Raw genomic sequence first — 16,357 nt, forward strand, 5'->3', positions numbered from 1 at the left:
AGATGTGTATAAGAGACAGGGGTGGGGGTGGGAGTGGGGCTGGACTCACCCGTCTGGACGCTCCCCGGGGTTGAGTCCCGTGGCGCGCTCTGCTCCGCACTGTTGACGACCAACGCCACGACGGCGACCGCGACGACGGCTGCGGCGCCGACCTTCCAGGGTCCCCACGAGCCGGGCTCCTCCGGGGACGGCACCTGCTCGGCGGTGTTCGCAGGCGAGGCGGGGGTCCCGGCGCCGCTCGCGACGCCCTTCCCGGGTTCGTCCGGTTCGGGCTCCGGTTCGGGCTCCGGTTCAAGCGTCTCCGGCTGATCCCGTGCCGAGTCGGCGTCCTCGGCCCGGGACTCCCTGGGTTCCTCGGCGGAATCCGCCTCCGGGACCTCTCCGGAGGCTTCGACCGTGGGGACGGCCGTCGGGACGACTGCCGGGGCCTCCTGCGCGGCCAGCTCGCCGGTCACGGCCAGGGTCGGGACGATCCTGGTGTCGGCGATGGTGCGCAGGACCCTGGTGGCGACCGACTCGGGCAACCACTCTGTGGGGTCCTCGTCGCCCCGAGGCAGCGCCGCCCCGGCCAGTTCGGCCAGGACGGTGCCCAGCTTCGGCCGGTCGCCGGGGTCCTTGGCCAGACACGCCGTGACCAGTGGCCGCAGGGCGTCCGGCACCCCGGTCAGGTCCGGTTCCTCGTTGACCACCCGGTACAGCTGCGCGGGTGCGTTGCCCGTGCCGAAGGGCTGGCGGCCGGTGGCGGTGAACAGCAGCACCCCACCGAACGAGAACAGGTCGCTCCGGGAGTCGACGACCGACCCCACGGCCTGCTCCGGTGACATGTACGCGGGGGTGCCCAGGGTCTGCCCGGTGCGGGTGAGCTGGGTGGCGTCGGCGGCGCGGGCGATCCCGAAGTCGATCACCTGCGGGCCGCGCGGGGAGAGAAGGACGTTGCTCGGCTTGAGGTCGCGGTGGATCAGCCCCACGCCGTGGATGGCGGCCAGGGCCTCGGCCAGGCCCGCCGCCAGGGCCCGCAGTGAGTCCTCGGGGAAGGGGCCGCTGTCGCGCACCGCGTCGTGCAGGGAGGGCCCGGGGACGTACTCGGTGGCCAGCCAGGGGCGCGGGCCGTCGGTGTCGGCGGACAGGACCCGGGCGGTGTAGGGGCCGCGGACCCGTTGGGCGAGGTCGACCTCGCTGGCGAAGCGCGCGCGGAACTCGTCATCCCCGGCGTACTCGGGGCGGATGACCTTCACCGCGGCGAGGTCGTCCCCGGAGACCGCGAGGAACACGACGCCCATGCCGCCCTCGCCCACGCGTCGGAGCAGTCGGAAGTGTCCGAGCTCTCGGGGGTCGTCGGTGTGCAGCGGTTCCACAGGGCTTCGATTCCAGACTCGGGGGGCGCTCGCCGCAGCGTAACGGACGCGCCCCCGGGCACAGTCAGCGGCCGGGGTCCTCCGGCCAGGCGTCGCCCCACTCGGCCTTGCGGGCCGCGCGGTAGGTCTGCCCCTGGCGCTTGGACACCACCCGTTCCTCGATCCCGGGGCCGGAGGTGCACAGGCTCAGCGAGACCAGGCCCTTGCGCTTTTGGGGGTGGCGCAGGACGCGGTTGGCGGGGCGGTCCACGGGATCGCTGGTGGCGGCCACGAACGAGAACTTCTCGTCCTCGAACCCCAGCGTGCCGAACTTGAGCCTGCGCTGGATGCCGGAGCGGTTGAGCCGCTCGGAGAAGTGGCACCAGTCGTCGCCGGGAGCGATGGGGCAGGCTCCACTGTGGGGGCAGGGCGCGGCCATGGTCATCCCCTCCGCCAGCAGGTGCGTTCGGGCTGAGATGACGCGTGCGTACCCCTCGGGGGTGCCGGGTTCGATCAGCACGACCGTCCTGGCCCGCTTGGCCAGGGAGCGCACGACCTCCTCCTGGACCTGCGGGGTGAGCTCGTTGAGCACGTACGACATGGTGGCCAGGTCCACGCGCGGGCCGTCCGGGACCGCGCCGGTGAGCCGGAAGCGTTCCCACCCCGAGCCGCTGACCGCCGGAGCCGTGGACCTGCGGGCGATCCGCCTGCCCAGGCTGATGGCGGGGGCCGACTGCTCCAGCACGGTGGTGGAGCGCAGGGACGGCCAGGCGGAGGAGGCGGCCCACACGGCGGCTCCCATGCCGCCGCCGACGTCCAGGTGGGTGGCGGGGGAGAACCCCGGCATCGAGGCGGCGGCGGTCTCGAAGGCGGCCTCCGCGGCGGTGAAGGTGGCGGGGAGCCGATAGGCGGCGTAGGCGACGACGTCGGTGTCCGAGGCCAGGACCAGGTCCTGGGGGTCGACCCTGCCCCGGTACTTCTTCATGAGTTCCTGGACCGACGTGGCCAGCGCGTGTTCGTTGGCCCCGCTGGCGACACTGTCGATCGCCGCGAAGAGTTCGCTGTTCAGATTCCCCATGCGCGTTTCTTCTCGTCCGGCGTTACCGGGGAATTCTATGCGCCGCCCCCACCCGGACCGGGCGGTGAGCGGAGCGCGGCCCAAGGGTCAGGTGGCTCGTCGGGACTCGGCCTTGGCGATGGCGGAGCGGCAGGTGCGGGCCAGGGAACGGTGGTTGGAGAGGCGGTCCAGCAGGCCGTAGGGGCTGAGGGGGCCGGAGGGGGCATCCCCCATGGGGGCGCCCTCAGCGTCGGTGACGTCAAGGGAATCGCCGGTGAGCAGGCCGCTCCGGGACCACCGCTCCCACCGTTCGAAGTCCGGGCTGTACTGGTGCGCGAACACGAAGGCGGGTTCGCCGCTTCCCTCCAGAGGGGCGCCGCCACGCGCCCACAGGGTGACGCCGCCGCTGCTGGACCACTCCTTGGCCGTGACCACCTCCACCTCAGGGCGGCCCGAGCGGTCGCGCACCAGCAGGGCGTCCTCGGCGCGGGTGCGGGGGTGCAGTTCGCGCTGCTCCTCGACCGAGGTCAGGGAGACGATCAGGCGCGGCACCCACCACCAGTTCTCCCGGCGCGCGATCAGGCTGTCCGCGCGCAGCCGTGTGGGCGGGTGCTTGATCGCCTCCTGCTCCACCAGGTGCTCCACGAACTCGGAGCCGTCGAGGTCCTCGACCACCTCGACCGGGCCGGTCCCCACCACGGCCGAACGTCCCCCCGCGTCCTGCGCGCTCACGCTGAAGGCGGCGGTCCGGCCCCTGAGCGAGAGGGCGGTCCCGGCCATCGAGTAGGGAAGGGCGACACACGGGGTGTCACGCCACATGAGTGGAACCACGGGAATACCCGAAGGGCCGGAAGACGTGGTCCAGGAGAGTTCGGCGACGGTGGATCGCTGCCAAACCGTGATCAGGTCAGTCAAGGTCAGGCCTTATATGTGAGGAATGCCGCATGTTAATTTCTGGTGACTTTAACCCATACTCCGAATCGGCCGCGACCCCCCAGGTGACGAGCACGGACAGAGGGGACGCGGTGACGACTTGGACCCGGAGCGTGAAAGGTAGGCCTCGGCCATGCCCGCAGCCCTAGTCCTACTCGCGTCGGTGGCGGTGTTTGCCGTTGGCTACCGTTACTATTCGCGATATTTGGCAGAGAAGGTGTACGCGCTCGACCCCGGGTACATCACCCCGGCGCACACCTACAAGGACGGCGTCGATTTCGTTCCGACGAATCGTCACATCGTTTTCAGCCACCACTTCATCTCGGTGGCGGGTGCCGCGCCCATCGTCGGTCCGGCCGTCGCGGTCTTCTGGGGCTGGGGCCCCGCGCTCGCGTGGATCCTGCTCGGCACCGTCTTCGCGGCGGGTGTGCACGACTTCGGCGCCCTGGTGGTGTCGGTCCGGCACAAGGCCCGCAGCATCGGCACCCTCGCGGGCGAGGTCATCAGCAAGCGTTCCCGCACGCTCTTCCTGGTGATCATCTTCTTCCTGCTGACCATGGTGAACGCGGTGTTCGCGGTGGTCATCTCGAACCTGTTCGTGAACTACCCGGCGGCAGTCCTGCCGGTGCTGATCGAGATCCCGCTGGCGATCGCGGTCGGCCAGATCGTCTACAAGAGACGCACCGCGGCTCTGGTGCCGTCGATCATCGCGCTGGCCCTGGTCTACGTGTGCATCCCGCTCGGCGTGATGTACCCGATCGACATCACCGGCGTCTCCGAGGCCATGGGGATGACCCCCAACACAGTGTGGGTCATCCTGCTGTTCGTGTACGCGTTCGTGGCCTCCCGCATCCCGGTGTGGATGCTGCTCCAGCCGCGCGACTACATCAACCTGCACCAGATGATGCTGGCCTTCGTGGTCATCGGCCTCGGTGTGATCGTCGGCTGGGACACGATCGTCGCCCCGGTCATCAACAGCGACATCCCCGCGGGCTCCCCGCCCTGGTTCCCGCTGCTGTTCGTCACCATCGCCTGCGGCGCCATCTCCGGTTTCCACAGCCTCGTGGCGTCGGGGACCACGGCCAAGCAGATCGACAAGGAGACCGACTCCCGGATGGTCGGTTACCTGGGCGCGGCCGGTGAGGGCACGCTCGCGGTCTGCTCGATCCTGGCCTGCACCGCCGGTGTCGTCGCCGCCTCGGCCTCGCCGCTGGCGGACTGGCGCGGGCTCTACAGCGACTTCGGTTCCGCGTCCGCCGGTGCCACCGGCAACTTCGTCGAGGGTGTCGGCCAGTTCGCCAACAACATCGGCGTCCCGCTGGAGATCGGCGTCATCTTCGCGGTGGTCGTGGTGGTCAGCTTCGCCGCCACCACCATGGACACCGGTGTGCGCCTCCAGCGCTACATCGTCCAGGAGATCGCCGAGATCATCCGCTTCCGTCCGCTGGCGCGCAACCTCACCGCGGCCACCCTGGTCGCCTCGATCGTCCCGCTGTGCCTGGCGCTCATCCCGGGCGACTTCGCCTTCGGCACCCTGTGGCAGCTGTTCGGCACCACCAACCAGCTCACCGCCGGGCTCGCGCTCGCGGTGATCGCGGTGTGGGTGACCAAGCGCGGGCGCAACCCGCTGGCGATCCTCATCCCGCTGCTCTTCCTGCTGGTGATGACCTCGTGGGCGCTGATCGTCAACCTGGTCGCGTTCCTGAAGTCGGACTCGCTGATCGACCTGTTCCTGCTGGCCCCGCTGGACTTCGTCATCTTCGCCCTGGCGATCTGGCTGGTCGTCGAGGCCGGTCTCGCCCTGCGCAAGGCCTTCGCCGCCCGCCGGGCCGGTGAGCTCCCCGAGGCCGACGACACCGGGGCGGCCCCGTCCGAGGACACCGCCCCCGACGTGAAGGAGAAGTAACAACGTGGACCCGACGGGTGCGCTCTCCCGCGTACGTGACGCCTGGAAACGGCTGGAGGCCTTCCACGACGAGGTCTTCGCCTCGCGCTGGCGTCAGGAACTGCGCAGGGAGGCGCGCACCCAGGAGGACACCCTGCGGGCCCTTCTCCTCCTCGAGACCCTGGGAGTGGAGGGGCCCGTCTCCTATGAGACCCTCGACCTCATCCCGTACATGGTGGCCGATCTGCACGAGTGGCACCAGCGCATGGGGCGGGACGATCTGGGCGGACCGGGGGTGTGCTGTTGAGGTTCGGCCGAGAACGCCGTGAGCGAGTGGCCTCCGAACCCTCGGAGGCCCCCATCGTCTTCTTCGGCGGCAAGGGCGGGGTCGGCAAGACCACCATGGCCGCCGCGCACGCGCTGGGCCTGGCCGACGCCGGGCTGCGCACCCTCCTGGTGTCCACCGACCCCGCGCACTCGCTGGGCGACGCGCTGGACCTCCCCCTGGGCGACCGCCCGGTGCGGGTCAGCGAGAACCTGTGGGCCCGCGAACCCGACGCGGACGCCGCACTGCGCCGCAGGGTCAGGAGGATCGGGGACGACGCCAGCGCGGCCCTGCCCCGGGAGATCCTGCCCGCCGTCACCCGCCACCTGGACCACGCGGCCGCCGGTCCGGGCATGGCGGAGTCGGCCCTGGCCGACCTGCTGATGGACGCCATGGAGGAGGTGCCCGGCACGTGGGACCGCCTCGTGGTGGACAGCGCCCCCACCGGCCACCTGCTGCGCCTGCTCGACCTGCCCGAACTGCTCACCCCGTGGGTCCAGGGGCTGGTGCGCCAGCGTGAGCGGGCCGTGGACGCCGATCGATTCGCTGTGGGAGTGGTGGGCGGCGATGGCGACGGCGCCCCGGACGATCCCCTCTTGGAGAAGCTGCACGCCCGCCGCCGCAAGCTCGAACGGGCCGCCGCGCGCCTGCGTGAGGACGCGCAGGTCCGGCTCGTCCTGGTGCCGCGCCGCATGGTGCTGGCCGAGACGGACCGTGCCGCGGCCCAGCTCGTGCGGACGGGCTTCCGGCTGGGCCGGGTGATCGTCAACCAGGTCCCGGAGGACGCGGACCCCGAGGTCCTGGGCGCCGTCCGGGACCGCTTCGCCGCGCACGGCACGGTGGAGCTGCCCCTGAGCGCCTCGGAGCCCATCGGCCCCGAGGCCCTGCGCGCCCTCGTCGCCAGGCTGGGCTGACCAGCACTCCGCCGCCTGACCCCGACCCTGACGCCCCCGGCAACGCCGGGGGCGTCCTCCGTTTCCCAGGAACCTCCCCGGGTTCCCGGCCACGCTCCGTCCTTTTGCGCTAACAGAGATCGGATCATCGCAGACTTTTGTCGATTGCCATCAAAAAGGTTATTGACGGTCGCCACAAGGATGCGTAGATTCGTGACTCAGCTCACAGGATGGAGGTCCCCCCGATGGGTTCGACGATGCATCGCAACATGCTTGGGCGACGTTGGCGCGGCTCGATGGCGCTAGGCGCCGTCGCCGTGGCCGGAACGCTGCTGGCCACGGCGTGCAGCACCCCCGAGAGCGGCGGCGGATCGGGCGAGGCCGAGGGCCCGTTCACGATCGGGGTCAGCAACGGCTTCATCGGCAGCGAGTGGCGCGAGCAGATGCTGTCCGAGCTGGAGACGGCCTTCGGCGAGTACGAGGCCGAGGGGATCGTCGACCAGCTCGTCGTGGAGAGCGCCGACGTCGACATCAACGGCCAGATCCAGCAGATCCGCAACCTCATCCGTTCGGACGTCGACGCGATCATCGTCAACCCGAACTCGCCCACCGCGCTGGACCAGGTGTTCGCCGAGGCCGCCGAACAGGGCATCCAGATCGTCGCCATCGACCAGGCGGTGGAGTCCGAGAACGTCGTCAACGTGGTCATCGACCAGGCGGAGTGGGCCTCCCTCTCCGCCCAGTGGCTGGCCGACGAGGTCGGCGAGGGCGGCCGGATCATCGCGGTCAACGGCATCGACGGCCACCCTGCCAACGAGGACCGCTGGTCCGGGGCGAGCGAGGTCTTCGACGCCGCCGGGGTCGAGGTCGTCGCCAACGACTACGCCGAGTGGGACCAGAACCAGGGCCAGACCGTCACCCGCGACCTGCTGGCCAGCAACCCCGACGTCGACGGCGTGTTCGTCCAGGACGGCATGGCGCTCGGCGCCTTCCGCGCGTTGCAGGCCGAGGGCCTCGTGGACGACGTCGTCATGACCGGTGAGGCGCGCGTGGGCTACATGCGCGAGTGGGACGCCCTGCGCTCGGAGGGCGACTACACCAGCATCGGCGTGCCCAACCCGCCGTCGGTCTCGGTGTCGGCCCTGCACGTGGTGATCCGGATGCTCCAGGGCGAGGAGTTCACCTCCGACGGCCTCGACGGCAACAACGCCTGGCTGCCCATCCCGGAGACCATCACCGACGACACCTTCGACGAGCGCTTCGCCGAGGTCTCCGACGAGAACGACGCCTACGCCGTGGACCACGCGCTCACGCCGGAGGAGGCCGACGCCTACTTCGAGTAGTCCGCGCGGGGAGCCGGGCGTACCCACCCGTGGCGGAGGCCGCGAACGGACAGGAGCAGGGAGAGAACTCGTGGACTCACCGACGTTTCTGCGCATGAGCGGTGTGCGCAAACGCTACGGAGGGGTCACCGCGCTGGACGGTGCCGACTTCGAGGCCGACTCCGGGACGGTGCACGCCGTCCTCGGACCCAACGGTTCGGGCAAGTCGACCCTCCTGAAGGTGCTCACCGGGGTGGTCGGCCCGGACGCCGGTCAGGTGCGGTTGGACGGCGCACCTCTCCGGCCGCGCGGCCCCCGCGACACCCTGACCGCCGGAATCAGCTCCGTGTACCAGGAGCTGTCGCTGGTCGAGGACTTCACCGTGCTGGACAACCTGGTGCTGGGCGTGGAGCCCTCCCGGTTCGGGCTGCGCGACCGCCGCGCCGCGCTGGCCAGGTCCCTGCCGTGGTTGGAGCGGTTCGCCCCGGCCTTCGGCGGCAGGGTGCCGGTCCGCGAACGCGTGAGCGACCTCGACCCCGGGGAGCGCCAGGTCGTCGAGGTGTGCAAGGCGCTGGTCCGCGATCCCCGCGTGCTCGTGTTGGACGAGGCGACCGCCTCGCTGCGTCGCGGCCAGGTGGAGGTGCTCTTCGAGGTCGTGGACGAACTCCGTGCGCGCGGCGTGCTGGTCCTGTTCATCACCCACCGCTTGGCGGAGATCTACGCCGTGTGCGACCGCGCCACGGTCATGCGCAACGGGACCGACGTGGCCACGGTGACGGTGGCCGGGACCCCGGAGGCCGAACTGCTGGAACTGATGTCGGGTCGCCCGAGCGCCGCGCCGTCGGGCACCCGGGGGTCGGGAACCCCCGCAGCGGAGAGCTCCGAAGCGGGGACTCCCGCAGTGGAGACCCCCGCCTCGGGGACCGACACCGCCCCGGCCGCAACGGCCGCCAAGGACCAGGACACCGACCCCGCCGCTCCACCGCGACTGGAGGTGCGGGACCTGACCGGTGACCGTCTCCACGGGGTCTCCCTGCAGGTCCGCGCGGGTGAGGTGCTGGGGCTCGGCGGACTCCAGGGGCAGGGGCAGTCCGAACTGATGGCCGCCCTCTTCGGCGCCGGCCGCCGGACCGGCGGCACCGTGCTGCTGGACGGAACCCCGGTGCGCGCCCGCTCGCCCAAGCAGGCCGTCCGGGCCGGGTTCTGTTACGTACCCGGCAACCGGGGCACCCAGGGCCTGGCCCTGGGCCGCCCCATCCTGGAGAACCTCGCCCTGCCCTCGGTGGGCCGCCGCGCCTTCCTGGGCGTGGGCCTGTCGAGGCGCCGCGAGGTCGCGGCCGCCCGCGCGGTGGCCGAACGCGTCAACACCCGCTACGGCTCCCTGAACGACCCGGTCTCCACGCTCTCCGGCGGCAACCAGCAGAAGATCGTGGTCGGCAAGTGGTTCCCCACCGAACCCGCCGTGGTGCTGATGGACGACCCGGCCAAGGGCATCGACGTCGGTGCCAAGGCCGAGATGTTCGACGTGGTGGCCGAGCTGGCCGCGTCCGGCGCGGCCGTGATCGTGGGCTCCAGCGACGACCGCGAACTGGTCGAGGTCTGCGACCGCGTACTGGTGATGTTCGAGGGGCGGGTGGTGGACGAGGTGTCCGGTGACCGGCTCACCGAGGACACCCTGATCGCCAGTGCCATGCACGTCACCGGTGCCGACGTCGCCGCCGCCCGCGAGGGCCACACGACCGAACTCCCCGACCCCGAACCGCGTCACGCCGAGGAGGGCGGAGCATGAACCTCCTGAGGGGCACCGGAACACAGGACCTGCCGGGTCCGGTGCGGTCCGTGATGTCCGTACACATGCCGGCCCTCGCCGTGGGCCTCCTCCTGCTGGTCACGGTGACGGCCTCCGCGATCCTCCAACCCGGGTTCTTCTCGCCCTACGGCCTCAGCGCCAGCTTCGCCACCTTCCTGCCACTGGCCACCATCGCGGCCGCGCAGACCATCATCGTGCTCGGCGGCGGGATCGACCTGTCCATCGGCACCATCGTCACGCTGTCCTCGGCGGTGTCGGTGGTGCTCATGCAGGGGGACGACGCCCGCCTGCCGCTGGCCCTGGCCGCCGGGCTCGCCACCGGCGCCGCCTGCGGCCTGTTCAACGGCCTCGTGGTGGCGGTCCTGCGGCTGCAACCCATCGTGGCGACCTTCGCCACGAGTTCGGTGTTCGGCGGGCTGGCCCTCCTCGTGCTGCCGTCCCCCGGCGGCCAGGTCTCCCCGCTCCTCACCGGGACCTACCGGATGGTCCTGGCGATGTACGTGCCGATCCCCGCCGTGCTGCTCGTGGTCCTCTTCCTCAGCTGGCGGATGCTGCGGGGGACCCGCTACGGACAGCACCTGTACGCGGTGGGCGGCAACGCCGAGGCCGCCTACACCTCCGCCGTCCCGGTCTCGAGGGTGCGCGTGCTGTCGTACACCCTCGGAGGCATGGTGGCCTCCCTCGCCGGGGTGGCGCTGCTGGCCGACGCCGGGGCGGGCGATCCCACCCTGGGCACCGAACTCACCCTCGGGTCGATCGCCGCGCTCGTCATCGGCGGCACCCGGCTGCGGGGCGGCTCCGGAGGGGTCGGCGGAGCGCTGGTGGGCGCGGTGGTGCTCTCCCTCATCCAGGGGCTCGTCTTCTTCGCCGGTGTCCCCACCAACGCCCGTGAGTTCGTCTACGGCTGCGTCATCATCGCGGCGATCGCGCTCGCCGGGCTCCTCACCGCCCGCGAGGGATCGGCGTCCGGAGCATCAGGAGGCAGAAGATGACCACCACCCTCACCGCGCGCCGCCTGACCAGGGATCCGGTGGTGATCTCCGGCGTGGTCACCCTGCTGCTGTGGGTCGTGGCCAGCTTCTACTCGCCCGCCTTCGCCTCGTGGGGCCACATCGTCACCACGCTGACCGTCGCCTCGTTCCTCGGGGTGATCGCGATCGGCCAGACCCTGGTGATCATCGCCGGGGGAGAGGGCATCGACCTGTCGGTGGGCTCGGCGGCCACCCTGTCCGCGATCGTCGCCTCCCGATTCATGGACGGCAGCAACGACGGCTTCCTCTTCGCGGTGCTGGTGGCCCTGGGCTCGGCCTGCGTGATCGGGGTGGTCAACGGGATCGGCGTCCTGCTGTTCCGGGTGCCACCCCTGGTGATGACCCTGGGCATGATCGCGGTCGTGGCCGGGTTCATCCGGCTCTACACCGGCGGCCGCCCCGAGGGATCGGCGGCGCCCCTGCTCAACCAGCTGGTCACCGGCGACACGGTGTTCGGCATCCCCGGGGTCCTGTGGCTGTGGCTCGCGCTGTCGGTCGTGGTGATCTGGCTGCTGCGCCGCACGGCGTTCGGGTGGCGGCTCTACGCGGTGGGCGCCAACCGGACCACGGCCCACCTGTCCGGGGTCAACCCCTCCGCGATCCGGTTCAGCGCCTACGTGCTGTCCTCCCTGTTCGCCGGGGTTGGCGGACTGCTGCTCCTCGGCTACTCCCAGAACGTCTACACGAACCTGGGCGCCGACTACATGCTCAACAGCGTCGCGGCCGTCGTGATCGGGGGGACCGCGCTGATCGGAGGGGTCGGCGGCTACCTCGGCACCATCGTCGGCGCCATCCTGCTCACCGTTCTGAGCGCGCTGCTGCGCACCATGCAGATCGGCGGCGGCGAGTGGGGAGACGCGCCGCGCCAGATCCTCTTCGGGCTGGTGCTGATCGTCGTGCTCACCGCCTACGGCCGTCAGAGACACCTGCGCGCCTGACCCCCCACCGCCGTGGCGGTCACCCCCCGCACCGCCGCGGCCACCACCAACTCCGTACAGCTCAACTCGATGGGGAGACTCCAACGTGACTTCACAGGTGAACGGTCGGCTCGGCGTCGGCATCGTCGGCAGCGGGTTCATCGCCGACTTCCACACCCGTTCCTTCCGGGGCGTGCGCGACGCCGACGTCGTGGCGGTGTGCGGCCGGACGGCGGAGACCGTTCGACAGGTGGGCGACGTCGCCAGGGAGCTGCGCGTGGGCGACCCCGCCGGCTACGACGACGTGCGCGCGATGGTGCGCGACCCCGCCGTGCACGCGGTGTGGGTGACCACCCCCAACCACGTGCGGCTGGAGACCGTCCGGGCGATCTGCGAGGAGGTGACCTCCGGCCGGGCCGAACTGCGGGGGATCGCGATCGAGAAGCCCCTGGGGCGCACCGTCGCAGAGGCCGAGGAGGTCCTGAAGCTCGTGGAGGGGGCCGGGCTGCTCCACGGCTACCTGGAGAACCAGGTCTTCGCGCCCGGGGTGACGCGCGCCCACGAGCTGGTCTGGGCGCGCGGGGCCTCCGCCTCGGGCTCCCCCTACCTGGCGCGCTGCTCCGAGGAGCACAGCGGCCCGCACCGGGCGTGGTTCTGGCAGGGCGAGAACCAGGGCGGCGGGGTCCTCAACGACATGATGTGCCACAGCGTGGAGGCCTCCCGCTACCTCCTCACGCCGCCGGGGACCCAGGCCAGGGACTGGCTGCGGCCGATCAGCGTGGAGGCGACCATCGCCTGCCTGAAGTGGGCGCGCCCGCACTACGCGGACGAACTGGTCAACCGGTACGGACCCGAGGTCGACTACCGCAGGAGCCCCTCCGAGGACTACGCGAGGGCCACCGTGGTCTACGTCAACGGCGACGGCCACCAGGTGGTCGCCGAGGCCACCACGTCGTGGAGCTACGTCGGCGCGGGGCTGCGGCTCAGCTACGAACTCCTGGGCCCCGAGTACTCCATGTCCTCCAACACCCTGGACACCGAGTCGAAGGTGTTCCTCAGCCGTGAGATCGCCGGAGGGGTCGGAGAGGACCTGGTGGAGAAGCAGAACGCCGAGGGCGGGCTCATGCCGGTGGTGCCCGACGAGGCGGCGACCTACGGCTACACCGAGGAGAACCGGCACATGGTCGAGTGCTTCCTGGACGGGGCGCAGCCCCGCGAGGACCTCCACGACGGCAGGGACGTGACCCGCCTGTTGATGGCCGCCTACCTGTCGGCGCAGGAGGGCCGCCGGGTCGACCTCACAGACCCGGCCACCCAGGAGCAGCTGGCCGCCTTCGTGCCCGACGTCGCCCTCGGCAAGTGGCGCGCCGGGGTCTGAACCCCCGCGCGCCCCGCCCGTCCGGCCCTCACTTCCCCAGGGGGCCGGACGGCGGGATCGGCCTCTCCTGATCCGAGGGGACCGCGAACAGGCTCGGGACCCTCGGCTCCGGCGCGGTGTCACCGGCCGGTGCGGTCGAGGGCCCCGAGGGGAACGGATCCGTCAGTGGACCGGCTCATCCGCCAGCGCCGCCTGGGCCCTGGCCTCCAGGGTGTTCCTGACCCCCTCCAGCTCCCTCGGCACGCTCTCGTCGAAGTGCGCCTTCATCCAGGTGTCGTCGTAGGGTGCGTCGGCCTTCGCCGTGAACTCGTAGTGCCAGGTCAGACGCACGCCCTCGGGCAGGTCCTCGTACACCCAGCGCAGGTGCATGTACTCGAACGGTCCGGTCTCCACCCGCACCGCGCGGGCCTCGCCCTCGTCCCGGTACATGGTGCGGTCGGACACCCAGGTCATCACGCGGCCCTGCTCGTCAGGGTGCTTGGTGATCCGGAAGCGGACGGTGTCGCCCTCATGGTGGATGACGTCCACGGACGCGTGGCCGGGGAAGAGATCGGTCCACCTGGCCACGTCGTTGGTCACCTCCCAGACCAGGTCGTAGGGCGCGTCGATGATGGTGCTGTACTGGAGCTTCACTGCCATGGGGGTCACACACCTTCCACAAGGGCGGGGGAGTCGTCGTTGACGAACGCGATCAGGGCGGTGGGAGAGGGCGACAGCTCCGCCTCGCTGCCCAGCTTGCGGCCGACCCTGCGCTCGATCTCGGCGACGATGCCGAGCACACCGAGCGAGTCCACGCCCAGGTCCTCGAAGGTCCGGGCCGCCGCGGTCTCCGTGTCGGTCCGTACCCCGGCACTGGTGGAGATCAGCTCCACCAGCTCCTCCAACGTGATCTTTTCCTGCGCCATGGTTCTCCTCGTATCTCGTGTGTGTCAGACGTGGTGCGGACTGGTGAGGACGACCGCGGAGTTGCCGCCGCCCATGCCTCGGGACAGGACCAGCGCGGTACGCAGGCGGGCGGGCCGGGCCACCCGGACGACCAGGTCGAGCCCTGCGGGGGGATCGGGAACGCGGGCGGTGGGCGGGATGACCTGGTGTTCCAGGCTCAGGACGGCGGCGGCCACGTCGAGCGCCCCGGCCCCGGCGTGCGCCCGGCCGAAGCCCGTCTTCGGAGCCGTGACGGCCACTCCGTCGGGAAAGAGCTGACGCAGCGCCGTGGCCTCGTCGGCGTCGGCCTTGGGCATGCCCAGAGCGTCGGCGAAGACCACGTCCACCTCGTCCGGGGTGACCCCGGCACGGCGCATCGCGCCGAGGGCCGCGTGCAGGAGGCCCTCGCCGCCGGGGTCGTGGCCCCCGACCGAACCGAAGGTGCTCGCCTGTCCCGCGACGACGGCCCGGACACGGGCGCCGCGCGCCCTGGCCAGCTCCTGGTCCTCCACGAGCGCGACGGCCGCGCCCTCCGCCGGGACGTAGCCGACCGTCCGCTCGGTGAACGGGAGGTACACCGACTCGGGGTCGTCGCCGTCGGTGAGGGTCCCGGAAACCGCCTGGCAGGCCAGGGAGTACGGCGCCCCGATCGCCGACTCGCTGGCGCCGACCAGCATCGCCGAGCCGCCGCGGCGCAGGGCCTGCTCCGCCTGCCCCAGGGCGTCCAGCATTCCCGGTTCGTCGGTGACCAGGACACCGCACATGCCCTTGAGCTGGTTGCGGATCGACACCTGCCCGGTGCTGGCCGCGTAGAACCACGCGATGGACTGGTAGGGGCCCACGTGGCTGGGGCCACTGCCGTACAGAGCGGTCAGTTCGCGCTGTCCGAACTCGGCCCCGCCCGCGCCGGAGCAGATGAGCACCCCGGTGGCGTAGGGGTCGGCCGTGACGTCGAACCCCGAGTCCTTCAGCGCCTCCTCGGCCGCCACCATCGCGAACCAGGTGAACGCGTCGGTCTGGACGACGTAGCGGCCGTCCAGGTGGTCGAGGGGGTCGAACCCGCGCACCCGGCCGCCCAGACGGACAGGGAAGCCGTCGGTGTCGAAGTCGGAGAGCGGGGCGATGAGCGACCGGCCCTCCACGAGCGCGGCCCAGTAGTCGTGGGTCCCGGTCCCCGCCGGGGAGACCGTACCCAGGCCCGTGATCACCAGGTTCATGACCGCACCTCACTCCCTCGGTCGAGGACGACCGCAGACTGGAAACCCCCGAAGCCGCTGCCCACGGACAGCACCACGTCGACCCTGCGCTCACGCGCCGTCACGGGCACGTAGTCGAGGTCGCACTCGGGGTCGGGGGTGGTCAGGTTCGCCGTGGGCGGCACCACCCCGGTGTCCATGGCGAGCACGCAGGCGGCGAGTTCGATGGAGCCGATCGCCCCCAGGGAGTGCCCCACCATCGACTTGATCGACGTCATGGGGGTCCGGCGGGCGTGCTCTCCCAGCGCCCGCTTGACCGCGTCGGTCTCGTGCCGGTCGTTCTGCACGGTCCCCGAACCGTGCGCGTTGACGTAGTCCACGTCGGTGGCCGGACGGCGCGCCTGGTCAAGCGCGGTCGTGATGGCACGCGCCATCTCCGACCCCTCGCGGCGCAGGCCGGTCATGTGGAACGCGTTGCCGTGGTTGGCGAAACCCGCCACCCGGCAGCGGAGGCGCGCTCCGCGGCGGCGCGCCGCCGACGCCTCCTCCAGGACCAGGACGGCCGCCCCCTCACCCATGACGAAACCGTTCCGGTGCCGGTCGAACGGACGGGACGCGTGCTCGGGGTCGTCGTTGGTGTCCGACGTCGCCCTGATGGCGTCGAAGCAGGCCATGGCGATGGGGGAGATCGGGGATTCGGCCGCCCCGGCGATCACCACGTCGGCCAGGTCGTCCTCGATGGTCTGCGCCGCGTAGCCGACGGCGTCGAGGCCGGACGTGCAGCCGGTGGACACGGTGCGGACCGGACCGCGCGCGCCGACCCGCTCGGCGATCTCACCCGAGAGCGAGCTCGGGGACAGCGCCAGGTCCAGGTGCGGCCCCGCGGCCCCGGGGTCGACCACCCAGTCCGCGCCGCCACGGCTCATCACGGCGTACTCGCGGTCCAGCTGGGAGGTGGCGCCGACCGCGGTCCCCATGCTCACGCCGACGCGCCAGGGCGAGAAGTCGGTCAGGGGGACGGCGCTGTCCGCCAGCGCCTCGGCGGTGGCGACGGCCGCGAACTGCGCGTATCTGTCCATGCGTTCGGCCTGTTCGTGTTCCAGCCCGAGCGCGACGGGATCGAAGTCGACCTCGGCGGCGATCCGGGACCGGTAGCCCGTCGGGTCGAACAGGGTGATGCCACGGGTCGCGGTCCTTCCCGCGGTGAGCATGTCCCAGAAGGCGGTCGCGTTGGTCGCACCGGGAGCGACCACCCCGATTCCGGTGATGACGGCCTCACGCCTCATGGGACCTCCCCTGGGCCGACGCGGCGGAGTGCCGCGGCTGGGTGGTGGACTCCGTGGCGGTGGCGG

Annotated in this window: 15 protein-coding genes; 8 read left to right on the forward strand and 7 right to left on the reverse strand. The window is 71.4% G+C overall.

Annotated features, from left to right (window positions below; genetic code table 11):
* From ADX84_RS23155 to ADX84_RS23165, 3 genes are all read right to left on the reverse strand, one after another.
* Positions 1–1,355: serine/threonine-protein kinase (locus tag ADX84_RS23155; RefSeq protein ID WP_049579132.1), on the reverse strand; the 1,355-nt coding region annotated here is incomplete at its 3' end.
* Between the two features lie 64 nt (positions 1,356–1,419).
* Positions 1,420–2,412 (reverse strand): small ribosomal subunit Rsm22 family protein, encoded by a 993-nt coding sequence (locus ADX84_RS23160; RefSeq protein WP_049579134.1) that lies wholly within the window; start codon positions 2,410–2,412, stop codon positions 1,420–1,422.
* 87 nt (positions 2,413–2,499) lie between these two features.
* On the reverse strand, positions 2,500–3,306 hold the full coding sequence (locus ADX84_RS23165) for a hypothetical protein (RefSeq protein WP_049579136.1): 807 nt from the start codon (positions 3,304–3,306) through the stop codon (positions 2,500–2,502).
* A gap of 151 nt (positions 3,307–3,457) precedes the next feature.
* Between ADX84_RS23165 and ADX84_RS23170 the strand changes: the two genes are divergently transcribed.
* The 8 genes from ADX84_RS23170 (at position 3,458) to ADX84_RS23205 (ending at position 12,885) form a co-directional block, all read left to right on the forward strand.
* Positions 3,458–5,230: a carbon starvation protein A gene (locus ADX84_RS23170; RefSeq protein WP_049579138.1), complete on the forward strand. Its 1,773-nt coding sequence runs from the start codon at positions 3,458–3,460 to the stop codon at positions 5,228–5,230.
* Between the two features lie 4 nt (positions 5,231–5,234).
* A complete protein-coding gene (locus ADX84_RS23175) occupies positions 5,235–5,516 on the forward strand; it encodes a cory-CC-star protein (protein WP_017542857.1) in 282 nt (93 codons plus the stop codon).
* Entirely contained in the window at positions 5,507–6,448 is a 942-nt protein-coding gene (locus ADX84_RS23180; protein WP_049579140.1) for an ArsA family ATPase, read from the forward strand. The genes ADX84_RS23175 and ADX84_RS23180 overlap by 10 nt, the downstream gene beginning before the upstream one ends.
* A gap of 248 nt (positions 6,449–6,696) precedes the next feature.
* A complete protein-coding gene (locus tag ADX84_RS23185) occupies positions 6,697–7,770 on the forward strand; it encodes a substrate-binding domain-containing protein (protein ID WP_234004168.1) in 1,074 nt (357 codons plus the stop codon).
* Between the two features lie 70 nt (positions 7,771–7,840).
* Positions 7,841–9,538, forward strand: a complete 1,698-nt coding sequence (locus ADX84_RS23190) for a sugar ABC transporter ATP-binding protein (RefSeq protein WP_234004169.1) — start codon at positions 7,841–7,843, stop codon at positions 9,536–9,538.
* Positions 9,535–10,551 (forward strand): ABC transporter permease, encoded by a 1,017-nt coding sequence (locus tag ADX84_RS23195; RefSeq protein WP_049579143.1) that lies wholly within the window; start codon positions 9,535–9,537, stop codon positions 10,549–10,551. The genes ADX84_RS23190 and ADX84_RS23195 overlap by 4 nt, the downstream gene beginning before the upstream one ends.
* Positions 10,548–11,528: an ABC transporter permease gene (locus tag ADX84_RS23200; protein WP_017542862.1), complete on the forward strand. Its 981-nt coding sequence runs from the start codon at positions 10,548–10,550 to the stop codon at positions 11,526–11,528. Before ADX84_RS23195 ends, ADX84_RS23200 begins: the two co-directional genes overlap by 4 nt.
* Before the next feature lie 85 nt (positions 11,529–11,613).
* On the forward strand, positions 11,614–12,885 hold the full coding sequence (locus ADX84_RS23205; RefSeq protein ID WP_234004171.1) for a Gfo/Idh/MocA family protein: 1,272 nt from the start codon (positions 11,614–11,616) through the stop codon (positions 12,883–12,885).
* Positions 12,886–13,047: 162 nt separating this feature from the next.
* Here ADX84_RS23205 and ADX84_RS23210 read toward each other — a convergent pair whose 3' ends face one another.
* From ADX84_RS23210 to ADX84_RS23225, 4 genes are read right to left on the reverse strand one after another with little or no spacing between them, the layout of a single operon-like run.
* Positions 13,048–13,524 carry an SRPBCC family protein gene (locus ADX84_RS23210; RefSeq protein WP_049579155.1) on the reverse strand — a complete coding sequence of 159 codons (477 nt, stop codon included), beginning with the start codon at positions 13,522–13,524 and terminating at the stop codon, positions 13,048–13,050.
* Positions 13,525–13,529: 5 nt separating this feature from the next.
* On the reverse strand, positions 13,530–13,790 hold the full coding sequence (locus ADX84_RS23215) for an acyl carrier protein (protein WP_049579147.1): 261 nt from the start codon (positions 13,788–13,790) through the stop codon (positions 13,530–13,532).
* A 24-nt stretch (positions 13,791–13,814) separates the two neighbouring features.
* Positions 13,815–15,026, reverse strand: coding sequence for a beta-ketoacyl synthase N-terminal-like domain-containing protein (locus ADX84_RS23220; protein WP_049579149.1), 1,212 nt, complete (start codon positions 15,024–15,026; stop codon positions 13,815–13,817).
* Positions 15,023–16,291: a beta-ketoacyl synthase gene (locus tag ADX84_RS23225; RefSeq protein WP_049579151.1), complete on the reverse strand. Its 1,269-nt coding sequence runs from the start codon at positions 16,289–16,291 to the stop codon at positions 15,023–15,025. Before ADX84_RS23225 ends, ADX84_RS23220 begins: the two co-directional genes overlap by 4 nt.
* Between the last annotated feature and the right edge of the window lie 66 nt (positions 16,292–16,357).

It is taken from the genome of Nocardiopsis sp. SBT366, assembly GCF_001083815.1.
Lineage (GTDB): Bacteria > Actinomycetota > Actinomycetes > Streptosporangiales > Streptosporangiaceae > Nocardiopsis > Nocardiopsis prasina.